A 12,065-nucleotide genomic window follows, 5' to 3' on the forward strand; every position below is an offset into this window, starting at 1 on the left:
TCCTTTCTAATGGTTGTAAATATTATCGTAATGATTATAATTATGATGTAAAAGACCCAGATTATGATTTTAACTTCGATGATAAACCCGAATTTGCATACTATGAAGATCAATTTAAAGCATATATGGGTGAAGAAAACTATAAAAAATTAAGACCTTATTTAGGTATGACAACTTATTATGTGTGTGAGGGTAAAAAATATCCTGTTGTTTTTGCTACCATGATAGATTATAAAGTAAAAAATTATGGATTATTTGGAGATGAAGGAAGAGGATTTAGCTTTTCAAGCATAAGTCGTAAAAGTGCAGGTGGAGGATCTTTTCATTATTTTACCAATGGTAAATTTATAAAAAGTGATGAAAAATATACAGGACAAAGTTACTGATGAATTCTAAAGAACCTATCTCTCAAATCAAAGACTAAAAATATAAACTATAAAGGATAAAAATATATGAAAAAACAAGCTCTATTGTTTTAATGATAAAGAAAAAGTTATACTGCTAACACTAAACCACAAAATTACATCTTAATTTTAATAAAATAGAGAGTCTAAGGAGATAACCCATGACATACATATTACTTCTTATTATAATTTCTACTATTCTTTCTTATCTTATATTAAAATTTATTTATAAAATCATCTTTAAATCTACAAAAAGCGTTTCAAAGTTTTTAGTCTTTCTTGGAAGCATAGGCTTAATTATCTTTTATTATACTCCTTATTCTTATTATTTAGAGCCTAGTTATTGGCAATTTAGGAATATGCGTAAGTTAAATGAACTTCCTAATAACGAAGAGAAATATAATAAGATTCTAGGGTATTTTGATAAAAAGTTAGGTGACATAGATGATTTTCGACATGTAAAAAAATATAGTATGATAGAAATGTGGCTTTATATATTACGATGATACTTACAAAACTCCTTCAAATTTTCAAGAAAAGATAGAGATGGATAATATTGCACTAAAAACAAAAAATATGCAAATGCCTTTACACAAGATTGTTGATATGCATAAGTCCATATTGGAATACTAGAAGGTATGTGTTAGAAGGCAATGAGGGTAATATGAATTTTGAGTTTATAGAGGATGAGCTCGCTTGTGGCAATCTTTATCAATAATAATATAAGGAATAAATAATGGCCAATAAAGAACTTATTAATAAACTAAGGGATATGGCGGAACTTGCACAGGCAAGTTATGGTTATTTTGATTTGGTAACACATGACAAGAATGATTTTTTCATTAAAATTAAAGATGAAACTACAGAATCTGCTTTCTTTAATAAACACATTACTCAAGCTAATGTCTTGGATATTAGTCATAAAAATTATAAGGCATATCAATATGACTCATCTTTAAAGAAAGATATTAAAATTGGCACTCTCAATGGCGACTTCTCCCCACTCCAAGCTAAACAATTCTTTTCTCGCTATGATTTATTAAAACATTGCCCCAATACAGATTCAGGTTTTTCTGCTACTTTGTTTAGAGAAAAAAGAAAACAAATTGATAGTAAAACAAAAGAAAAAAGCTATACCAGTGAATATGGCTATATCAATTATATTTTAGCCATTAGAGGAACAGAAATGAGCTCCTTTAAAGATTTGTTTGTAGCTGATGCTTCTTTAGCCATAGGCTCTATATCTAAAGTCCAATATGATGATATGATAAACTTTTATGAAACTTGTATTAAAGATTATCCACAAATCAAAGAAAAAGATTCTCTTACTATTACAGGACACTCTCTTGGAGGCTGTCTTGCACAACTCTTTGCTTTAAGTATCTGTGATGATAAGAATAGAAACAATATCAAAGCTTTATATACTTATAATACACCTGGAGCTAGAAAGATAGCACCTCCTTATGATTATATAGTAAAACTCTTTATATGTCACAGTAAAGAACAACAAGAAAGATTTATAAAAGAAGAAATAGAAAATATAGCAAATAGAGCAAGAGATTTGGCAAAGATAATATTTTCTTAGAAAGTAAGATACGAAAGATATTACACAAGATAATCCAAGAAAAACAAAGTCAATACTATGGGATAACAATGAGTCTTTCTACTCATACAACAATGATGACACTCGATATTAATGCTATCCCTATCTTAGCAGATATTGCACCATATTATAGACAACTTGCTTATAATAATATAGAATCTAAAGAGAGTGTATAAATGATAAGACTTAAAAAGATTCTAAAAAATCAAGTTTTATTCTACTTCCTTTGATAATTATATGGAGTATGATATTTGGTTGGGGGTGGTTTGCGCCTTATAACCTACAACCGAGTTATCACGAATTTAAAGAGATGTGTAAGCTAGAACCCAAAATATATCAGTCTAATGGTGGTAAGATAGACAAGGAATACTATAATAAATTATTAGCTTATTTTAACACAAATTTTGAAGAAGTTTTACAGGGAAATAAAGGAATGGCCAATGTTTCAAATAGTCAATATATCCAAAGAGAAAATATAGAATTATATAGTTTTAATGAAGATAGAGACAAAGGGCGTTTATCGTTTAGTCTAGGATTGGACATAGAAAAAAATAAAACTACTAATGAAATTTTACCATTAAAAAAAGTTTTTTTCTATGTAGAATGGCATAATAGAAGGAAGTATCTTACAACAAAGAGTGTTGCTTCTTATGAGCTTGAATGGCGTGAAAATTATGAAAATTGTGCTTATTTTAAAAAGGAAATAAAATGAACAATAAAGAACAGATTAAAAAGCTTAGAGACAATGCAGAACTAGCTTGGGCTAGTTATGGTTATTTTGACTTTATAGACAAGCAATATAGCTTTGATGAAAAGGATAAAGATAAGTTTAAAACTTTATATGCAAAAATAAATGATTTAAAGAAAAGCGATGAAAAAGTACAAAATGCCAAAGCTACCTACACCGACATTCTCAATATGGAATATAATTCCTTATTTGATGGCGAATTCTCCCCACTCCAAGCCAAACAATTCTTTGAAAGATATGATTTATTAATCCATCAACCAAATACAGAGTCAAGCTTTTCTACTGCTTTGTTCTATGATACACACAAAGATGGTTTCGTGGTGTGGTTTAGGGGAATAGAATGCGGATTTTAAAAATACTTTATATTTGTTGGATTATATTATGTGTTGTAGGTTGGTTTATATCTCCTATTGTTGGACATAATCCAGATAGATTTAAGGAATTTCTCATAGTGATTGGATGGATAATTTTGCCTCCAATAAGTAGTCAATCTATGGTTATTTTTAATAACAAGAATTAAAAAATATTTGATAAGGTTTCTTCTATTATTGTTATATTGTCCATTGGCAATTTTATTATATCTTATATTTGATTAAAAGGAAAAAGTATGAAGCAACAAATCAAGAATCTTAGAGACTATGCTGAGTTAGCTTGGGCAAGCTATTTCAACCTTATCTATATTGATGGACAAAAAACTAATGATTTCACAATAGGAACAGAAAGAATCTTAAAAGATAAAGAAAATATAGAAAAATTTGAATATTATAAAGCATTGTCTAAAGACTATAGAGATTATTTTATTTATGATGATTCGTTAGTTTTTTATCCAAAACTCAATGGTGAATTTAGAGAAATCCAAACACAAAATTTTTGCAAAACGCTATATAATCAAATTTCACCAACCCAATACTTTAAGTGGTTTTTCTGCTACTTTATTTTATGATAAGCAAAAAGATGAATTCGTGGTGGGATTTAGAGGGACAGATGGGTTTTGGAGTATGGATACTTTGGCGGACATAGGACTTACTTTTGGTAAAGGAGATTTTCAAGCTAATGCCTTAAAACAATTTTTATTAGATATGGCACCTATTCTAAATAATATAGATTCTAGTAAAATTACCTTTGTAGGGCATTCTCTGGGTGGATATTTAGCTGTTGTTGCAATGCAGTTTTGTGATACAATCGATAGAACACTTTGTACCGATTTTAATCAAATAAAATTTAGTGCTTCAAAAGTTTATACTTTTAATTCTCCTACCATAGATGGAATAGATAATATGCTAATGAGATTCTTAGCTAATTTGCTTGGAAATAATATTGTGGAGCAAATTTTAAATCCAGAAAAGATTGTTTGTGTATTTGATAATGGTGGAGTTGAAATCATTGCTTCAGCTCAATATGGTGCAAGCAATGCCTTAGATATATATACAGGGAAAAACGATCAGTCCATAAAACCTCTTGTTAATACTCTCTATTTTTATTCTTATCTTTTAGAGCTTAAGGAAAATGAAGATAAAATAATAAAAAATAATTCTTTAAAATAAAGTTTGGAAAATTTAAATCATTTTATGAAAAATATTCAAATTTATACAGAAACTTTTGTGTTAAAAAATAATGATATTAATAATAAAAATTTTGCTCGTAAAAATGGACCTCTTGGGCTTTTTAGAAGCTCCCCAGAAAAAATCAATCATTTTGAATACTTTCTTTCATTGATAGCCACTATAATGCAAGAAACCAATGATATTTTAGAAGAGCTTGGAGATAGTTATTATACAAGTTATAAAACTCCTATTATTAGTCAAACAGAAATTATAGATTTTATTTTAAAGGCGCAAGAAAAAGAAAAATATATTTTAATTCTTGATAAAAATGATTTTAATAAATACAGAAAAGATTGTTCCTTTATTAATAATCAAGAAAATTTAGCCCATAAAATTGCCATTGGGGAATTTAGAATTTTCATTGCAGTTTATAAAGATATGAAATGTCTTGAAAATATTAACAATATAACAAAAATATATGGATATAATTCAAAAGTTTATAGGCTAAAAGATCAAATTTGGGATGAGCGGTATTTAGGTGGAGTTTGTAAAATATCGCAAGCTTTATATTTTAGTGGAAAAGCCAAAATAGGTATTATTTAGGAAAATTATGATAGGTAGAGACTTTTTATATTCTATCCACAAAGATAAAAAAAGTATTTATTTTGTGAAAACAAAAGCATCATTGATTGTCAAAGCATTTATGAAGAACTTTATAAATTAGAAGTAACGACAGATTTTACTTTTGAAGAGTTGCAAAGCTATCAAGCTTATATCTTCCTAAACTCCACCCTCCTTACAGGCTCAAGTGAACTTTCTAATAATCCTTTTTACTTTGGAGAATTAGATCAAGATAATCTTATAAAACAAGATATACCCAGTTATTATTTTTCTCCCAAAGATGAAAGCAGTGGTTTAGGAAAACTTAGCATCTTTTATAAAAATGATGAACTTTGCTTGCTTAATTATTCTATTATAGAAAATTCTTTAAATATCAAATTAGAATGCTTAAGCAAACAAAGCTTAGAATACAAAGATTTAATTTCAAACACTCTAAAAGAACAAAAAACCACACAAGTAGATAAAAAACAAAGCATAGCTAAACTTCACGCTCTTTTAGAAAATCAAAACCTAGAATGTATCCATGGAGGCAAAGTCATACTTAAATCAAACAAAGGAAAATCCTTTAAAAGTGATGGTATCCCTATAATGCTAGAAAGTGATTTATTAAATTCTAGTATAGTAGCTTGTCCTCACACTATAGCTAATGTAAGTTATCCTTCTTGTACTAAGGTAGTGGATATTAAAGGCTCCTTATCTCAAAAGAAAGTAAATGGAGAATACGCTATAATACAAGAACTCATTTCAGCTTGTAAAACAGATGAAGGCTTTGCTTTAAAAGTAAACTTTACTCCCAGTAAGTTTAAATTTGATCACAGCTTTGATCCTAAAGAGGGCTTAGGAGAACAAAGTAAAAATCAAATAGAGTTAAAAGAAGCTATAATAAGACTTCATTATAAAAGTGATAGATTTCAAAAAGATAATTTACCTATCTATAATCTTTTAATCAATAATGAAAAAAAAGAACAAGATAAAGCTTTAAATGAATTTAATATAGATTTAAAAGATATAGAGGATCTAAATATTCTTAATCAATTCAAACAAGACTTTAGTAAAGATCATGAATTTAAAGAATTAAATCTTAGCTTTGATACTAATTTAATCAAGCTTTATTTCATTATCCCCAAAAACATTGCTAAGATTCATAAAAGTGCTTATAAAGAATTTGAAAACAAAGATCTAGGAGCAGGGTATTTTACACAGCTACATGAGTATGATAAAATCATCAAAAATGCTTTAGAAGATAATAAAGAATTAAACGAATATCATTTTAGTTTTTTAGCTCCTGCAAAAATGCAAAAGATTGATTTTGAAATTGCTAAGGCTTTAATGTTTATACTAAGGATTATTTTAACGCAAATAATAAAGATATGCTTATAAGTGATAATATAAAAGATGATACAAATACCACACAAGCTCACACCAATGAAAACTATAACAATACTCAAGAAATCATCCCTGATGATGTTATAAGAATACAAACACAAGATGGTGGTGGAGAGTTTATTGAGATAATATTTGATGAACTTAAAGAATGGGAAAAATCATCAAGCGGAGCCATAAAGCCTTTATTTACCCCATTAGAAGGTATAGTGGAAGATATTTCAAATTCACTTGAAAATGTCAGCATTATCGGTGATGCCTTAGCAATGCTTGGTGCAGTGAAAAATCCTAAAAATGCAAAAAATATTATTAAGAAAAAATCCAAATATGCCACTAAACAAGAAGCGATAGATGTCTTAAAAAATAAATACAATCTTAAGACTTCTAAAGAATTAAATAAAATGGGCTATAAGCAATTTATCGAAAATAACAATGTCTATATAGCTAAGGACAATAAACAAATAAAAGAAATATGGGATGAAATTACAAAAGATGCGACAATATTGCCGGATAAGGGAAATGGCATAAAAATGAGAAAATTAGATGATCAAACTATTATACAATATAAAAAAGCTTCTAAAAGTGGAGGCGAGACCATAGAGATAAATTCTAACAAACCAAGAGGAAATCTTAGAACAATACATATAGAAAATGGGGTGAAAAATGAAGTATAAATATATCAAATGGAATAAAGAAGAAAAATGTGCTATATTTTTTCTTGATATAGATTATAGCTTATGGAAGAAAACACAATTAAAAGAAAATGTCTACAATAATCCCTCTTTAATTATATCTTCTTTCCTGATAACAAAAATGGATATTTTAGAGTTATTTGAGTATTATATTTTATTTATTTGCGGAAAAAGCATGGGCACATCAAGATGGGAATGTAATAATTCAATTTTATTGGGTACTTGTAACATTGACAATCTTAGCAACCCTTTCTCTTTAAATACACCCAAACCTACCTATATAAGTGAATATATAAACATCTTAGGACAACTATTCTTAGCAGGATATATAGACTTTGGTTCTTATTGTGATGAAGAAGATAGAAATAAAATAGACTATCCCTCAAACTTATCTTATTATAAAGAAGATAAATACCAAGCTTGGATATATTTTAGAGATAATTTCTTTTATACTGATGCATTTTCAAAAGGATATTATGATGATATTTTAATCTATAAAGGCAAAGAATACACAGCAAATACTCTACCCAAACTTAAAAAAGGAGAAACAATTTATAGTACAATGCATAGTGCTGCTTCTTGGGATATGCCAAGATATTGGAGTGGATATAATATATGGGTAGCAACAACCCCCAAAGGCACAAAATACTTTAATGAAATTTTAGCTCCTAAATTTTACAACAAATACAAAGATTTAGAAGTAGAGATTGATGATAAGGGTAATATTATAAGATGGATAGGAAAAATTAATAGATGAGTTTATTTGGATTTTACATTGGATTTTACGAAGGATAAATAATGAGCGAAACTTATGAGATTTATACACCCGATGGATTAACATTAGATGTGGAAAAAGATACCAATAAAATACTATTTAAAGAAAATATTAAACCCACAGGCAATTATACCGAAGAATATTCCAAAGCGGTTTTTAAATCTTATTATATTATGAAAAACTCCCCCTACAAAGACTATAAACCAATATATTTAGATCCTAGCTTTTATACAGGACAAGCTTCTACTTTGCTTGAATTTAAAGAATGGCAAAACATTTATTTAAAAGATCCTATTAAGGGAAGTTTAGCTCCTTGGACTAAAGCAGAAAAAGCTTATTATAAATCTTTAAAAACTAAAAGAGAAAGATATAAATATCTAATTATAAGAAGTGGTATAAGAAGCACTGTTATAGATATACCCTATGATGCTTATGCTAATGTAGATGAAAAAGGATATTTAATCAATGAAGAATACGCCTATATTTATGATGAAGTTAACAATAATAAAGAAACCTTAAAATCTTCTCTTTTTAGACAAGAATGGGGTATAGCAGCAGGAATACTAGGAAAACCTGAATATTTTGTGCGTTCTAAAAATCATGGCTTTAATGCCAGAATGATACAATGTTTTATTTTATATATTCAACTCACAGGTGGAGGATATGAAGAATTAGGTATGAAAAGAGGAATTTATAATTATGCTAATAATCTTTTAGAAATAGGTATAGGTATGGCAGGGATACATAAAAATCCTTTAAGGGCTAAATTAGTAAAAGATTTAGCTAAAACTATACAGCCTGATGAATTTGGCATGCTACCTTTTATAGATGAGATTATAGGAGTAGATTGGGTGATTGATTTAAATAAATATGATTTTGCCTATGATGAAGAAGGTAGAATCATTTGGGCTTTATATAATGATATTGAAAAAGGTAAATTAAAAGATCCAAGAGATGTGGATTCTACCTCTGAAAGCAGGAAAGAATTTGATCATTATATGGATGGATATGTAAATGGAATGGTAACTAGATTTGATGTAGATATTAGAAACGAAAGAGATGAAAGATCTGCTAAACTGACTATGGATACCCTAATATTAAGTGCTAAACTCGCAGCCCTCACTCCTCCTCAAGGCTATCCTAATGCCCCTTATTATTTTACACCTGAAAGATTAGAATGGATTTATAAAAGAGGATATTTAGACAAACTCCTTGATCCAAGAATCCCTGCTATTTATAGATATAATTTCCCAAGATCCAAGAATCCCTGCTATTTATAGATATAATTTCCCAAGGGAGCTTAGAGCTAAAATTCTAAAATTTGGCGAAGAAAATGGCATTAAAGATTAAAGAATCACTCAAAATCTTTAATATACTTTTCCAATGCTTTTAGAGTAAGATTCTCAAAAAGAATCTTATCTTCTTTAATATTGTTTTGTATGGCAGCTTCAAGATATCTTAAAAAGTAAAACTGCAGTTTAATTTTAATTTTTATAATAATGTAAAGCTTGATTACTTTTTAAATAGGGATAAAATTTCATTTAGATATGTTTAAAATTAGAAAAATTTAACATATTTTTTGATACATTAGTTTTTGATTGAATTTTTGACAAGAGGATTCTAAAATGAAAATACGCATATATTATGAAGATACAGATGCTGGAGGAGTAGTGTATCATAGTAATTATTTAAAATTTTGTGAAAGAGCAAGAAGTGAAATTTTTTTGCTAAAAATGTACCGATTTTTGATGCTAATAAGGGACATTTTTTATTAACAAAAGCAAATTGTTTTTTTATAAAGTCAGCTAAACTTGGTGATATTATAGAGGTTAAAACAAAGCTTTTAAAAATAAAAAATGCTTCAGTTGATATTGCGCAAGAGATTTATAGAGATGAGATTTTGCTTTTTAAGGTTGAACTTACCCTTGCGTATATTCAAAATGAGAAGCCTGCTAAGATAGATGCGGGAATTAAAAAGCTTTTTGAAGAATTATTTTAATTCTTCAAAACTAGCTTTAGATCCTTTCATGAGGCGAACTTTATATAAAATTTGAGAATTTTGAATTTTTTCATCAAAAAGGCTATCGCTTTTGGTATTTAAAAATTGAGTGTAAAAATAATCTGTTCCTATGCTCGTAGCATATGCTATCCAGTTGTAATCTATGCTTTGATTAAAAATTTCGTTTAGATATGATAGATTATCATCGTGATTATCAATAGAATTTGCAAGAATAAAATTTTTACGGTCCCCTTCTTGAGTAAGACTTAAAAATGTAGGATTATAATTGATTTGAGTTGATAAGAGCACAAAAGGTTGGATGTTATATACGCGTAATTGAGAGCTTATAAGTGCTGTTTTGATTAAAGGAGTGTTGAGAAATATTGAAGCATTATTTAAACTGCCTTGCGAGCGTAAGAGTCTATAAAAATCAAGTTTTTCTCCCTCAACACGATAAAATCTTGTATTTGCATTTTGTTCAAGTACGCGAGAATTTAAATTACTCGAAAGCATAGATCCATCGCTAAAAGCCGCTATATCGGAATTTGCCTTGTTTAAAAGCGCTAACACTTGAGCATCGTAATCTATGCTTCCAAAGATTATATTTTTGTTTAAATTTGAAAAAGAAACATTATTTTTATGAAGAGTAGGGATGAAAATTTTCATATCTCCTGAATAATCTTTTAATTGATTCACGCCTTTAAGTGTTAGTGCAGCAATAGCGTATTGATAGCCTTGAGCTTGAACTTGCTCGAGTGTTGAACGAATTTTATCATTGTCTTCTGTGCCGGTTAAAAAAACTTTAACTTTAATTTCGGCCCTTTGGCTTAAAAGATAGGCAATGCTTGAGTTGATTATGGTATTAGAATAACTTTTTATAGTTTTTTCAGGTATGATGATGGCAAGCTTTACAGAAGTGATTTTTTGTAAATTTTTGTCAAAATCCGTAATAGAATTTAAAAGTTTGGCATAAATATTTGATAAAAATTGATCATGTTGATCAACAAATTCGCTCAAAAAACTAAGATAAAGCCTTGCCTCTAAAAGTTCTAGTAGGCAGTTTGAGTCACATTCTTGTGTGCTTATTTTTGGATAAAAATTTTCAGCAGGTTTAACATCGACTAATTTTTGCTCCTTGGCAAAAACAAAGCCAAAGCATAAACATAAGATTAAAAATATTTTCTTCATAAAAACCCTTTAATTTTTTTTAGATCTTGTATAAAAATTTTTTCACAGCTTGGATTTTTTTCTATAAATTCAAGCTCAAAACTTGCCATTATAAAGAAATTTTTATAAGCAAAGATTTCTCCTCTAAGAGCGTTAAAGTCTGAAAAACCCAAGCTTTTAAAAGGATACTCACCTAAACAAAGAATCATTTTAGGCTGGACAAGTTCTAACTCATTCCAAAAAAATGGCAAGCAAGATTGTAGCGAAAAATCATCAAATTTTCCATTAGAAAAACATTTAAAAAGATAAGAAAAATAAAATTCTTTCTCGCAAAGTCCTAAAATTTCTTTGAGATAAAATTTTAATCTTTCTCCTTTTTTTGAATTTAACAAAACTCCTTTTTCATTTTCATTTTTATGCGCTAGTGTATCAACGATCATAAGAGAAGCATTTTTTATCTCATTTTCCATAAGCGTAAAGCAGCGTGATTTGGAAAAATGACACAGAGTGCATTCTTGGATGTTTTTTCTTAAATCTTTAAAATTTTCTATTTTTGAATAGCGTTTTAAATTCTCATCCGTAAAATCATAACCCATGGCCTTTAGATAATGTAAAGTTCTTATCATAGCTCACAAAGTTTTTCTAAATTTTCTCCACTTAAACGATAGTTACGCCATTGTTTTAAATGCTGCGCTTTCAGACCCTCATAAAAATTTATACCTAAAATATTTTCATTTAAACACACCCAATCAAGTCTTTTTAAATTCTCTTTTTTGCATATTTGTCCCAAAAATTTAAAAACTGCTCGCCCATAACCTTTCTTGCGAAAATTTTTTCTTATGTAAATATCTTCTAAATAAATTCCACCATTTCCCAAAAAGGATGAAAAAGTATAAAAATAAATCATATATCCTATGATATTTTCATCTTCTTTAAGTAAAAATGCTCGGGCAAATTGATTATCAAATAAAGAAGTTTCAAGTTTTTCTTTTGAACATTGTAAAGAATCTTCCATCTCTTCGTATTGCGCAAATTCTTTAATCATTTCAAGCAAAATATCCAATTCTTCACGCTTGAGTGTTGTAATTTCAAATTTTGGCATTTTTTAAATATTCCTTTGTTGATTTAA

At 28.3% G+C, this 12,065-nt stretch carries 14 protein-coding genes and 2 pseudogenes; 13 read left to right on the top strand and 3 right to left on the bottom strand.

Annotation, left to right across the window (positions count from 1 at the left end):
* The 13 genes and pseudogenes from BGS43_RS00050 to BGS43_RS00105 form a co-directional block, all read left to right on the top strand.
* On the top strand, nt 1-386 hold a 386-nt coding region (locus tag BGS43_RS00050; RefSeq protein WP_180753334.1), incomplete at its 5' end, for a tRNA 2-selenouridine synthase.
* A gap of 754 nt (nt 387-1,140) precedes the next feature.
* A complete protein-coding gene (locus BGS43_RS00060; RefSeq protein ID WP_257841405.1) occupies nt 1,141-1,989 on the top strand; it encodes a lipase family protein in 849 nt (282 codons plus the stop codon).
* A 68-nt stretch (nt 1,990-2,057) separates the two neighbouring features.
* Nucleotides 2,058-2,183 carry a hypothetical protein gene (locus tag BGS43_RS09940; protein ID WP_002826533.1) on the top strand — a complete coding sequence of 42 codons (126 nt, stop codon included), beginning with the start codon at nt 2,058-2,060 and terminating at the stop codon, nt 2,181-2,183.
* Between the two features lie 68 nt (nt 2,184-2,251).
* On the top strand, nt 2,252-2,719 hold the full coding sequence (locus BGS43_RS09700) for a hypothetical protein (protein ID WP_162137064.1): 468 nt from the start codon (nt 2,252-2,254) through the stop codon (nt 2,717-2,719).
* Nucleotides 2,716-3,108, top strand: a complete 393-nt coding sequence (locus BGS43_RS00065) for a hypothetical protein (protein WP_002826535.1) — start codon at nt 2,716-2,718, stop codon at nt 3,106-3,108. Before BGS43_RS09700 ends, BGS43_RS00065 begins: the two co-directional genes overlap by 4 nt.
* 254 nt (nt 3,109-3,362) lie before the next feature.
* Nucleotides 3,363-3,698 carry a hypothetical protein gene (locus BGS43_RS09945; RefSeq protein WP_002826537.1) on the top strand — a complete coding sequence of 112 codons (336 nt, stop codon included), beginning with the start codon at nt 3,363-3,365 and terminating at the stop codon, nt 3,696-3,698.
* Nucleotides 3,592-4,299, top strand: coding sequence for a lipase family protein (locus tag BGS43_RS09950; RefSeq protein ID WP_228762082.1), 708 nt, complete (start codon nt 3,592-3,594; stop codon nt 4,297-4,299). The genes BGS43_RS09945 and BGS43_RS09950 overlap by 107 nt, the downstream gene beginning before the upstream one ends.
* A 24-nt stretch (nt 4,300-4,323) precedes the next feature.
* Complete coding sequence (locus BGS43_RS09955) at nt 4,324-4,902, top strand: hypothetical protein (RefSeq protein WP_072222525.1); 579 nt, start codon at nt 4,324-4,326, stop codon at nt 4,900-4,902.
* 150 nt (nt 4,903-5,052) lie between these two features.
* Nucleotides 5,053-6,300: a hypothetical protein gene (locus tag BGS43_RS09960; RefSeq protein WP_257841407.1), complete on the top strand. Its 1,248-nt coding sequence runs from the start codon at nt 5,053-5,055 to the stop codon at nt 6,298-6,300.
* On the top strand, nt 6,291-6,977 hold the full coding sequence (locus tag BGS43_RS09965; protein WP_223207303.1) for a hypothetical protein: 687 nt from the start codon (nt 6,291-6,293) through the stop codon (nt 6,975-6,977). The genes BGS43_RS09960 and BGS43_RS09965 overlap by 10 nt, the downstream gene beginning before the upstream one ends.
* Nucleotides 6,967-7,752, top strand: a complete 786-nt coding sequence (locus BGS43_RS00090; protein WP_061474636.1) for a hypothetical protein — start codon at nt 6,967-6,969, stop codon at nt 7,750-7,752. Before BGS43_RS09965 ends, BGS43_RS00090 begins: the two co-directional genes overlap by 11 nt.
* 41 nt (nt 7,753-7,793) lie before the next feature.
* A pseudogene (locus BGS43_RS00095) lies at nt 7,794-9,120 on the top strand (hypothetical protein).
* Nucleotides 9,121-9,395: 275 nt separating this feature from the next.
* Nucleotides 9,396-9,769: pseudogene (locus tag BGS43_RS00105) on the top strand (YbgC/FadM family acyl-CoA thioesterase).
* Here BGS43_RS00105 and BGS43_RS00110 read toward each other — a convergent pair.
* Genes BGS43_RS00110 through BGS43_RS00115 form a run of 3 tightly spaced genes read right to left on the bottom strand, consistent with a single transcriptional unit; the run spans nt 9,761 to nt 12,038 of the window.
* The gene (locus BGS43_RS00110; RefSeq protein ID WP_002784768.1) at nt 9,761-10,957 is read right to left on the bottom strand and encodes a hypothetical protein; all 1,197 of its coding nucleotides are present in this window, start codon (nt 10,955-10,957) and stop codon (nt 9,761-9,763) included. The pseudogene BGS43_RS00105 and the gene BGS43_RS00110 sit on opposite strands and share 9 nt — an antisense overlap.
* A complete protein-coding gene (locus BGS43_RS09710) occupies nt 10,954-11,562 on the bottom strand; it encodes a uracil-DNA glycosylase family protein (protein WP_002826252.1) in 609 nt (202 codons plus the stop codon). Before BGS43_RS09710 ends, BGS43_RS00110 begins: the two co-directional genes overlap by 4 nt.
* The gene (locus BGS43_RS00115) at nt 11,559-12,038 is read right to left on the bottom strand and encodes a GNAT family N-acetyltransferase (RefSeq protein ID WP_002776833.1); all 480 of its coding nucleotides are present in this window, start codon (nt 12,036-12,038) and stop codon (nt 11,559-11,561) included. The genes BGS43_RS09710 and BGS43_RS00115 overlap by 4 nt, the downstream gene beginning before the upstream one ends.
* Nucleotides 12,039-12,065: the final 27 nt, after the last annotated feature.

Source organism: Campylobacter sp. 110, assembly GCF_002383965.1.
GTDB classification, from domain to species: Bacteria; Campylobacterota; Campylobacteria; order Campylobacterales; family Campylobacteraceae; genus Campylobacter_D; species Campylobacter_D coli.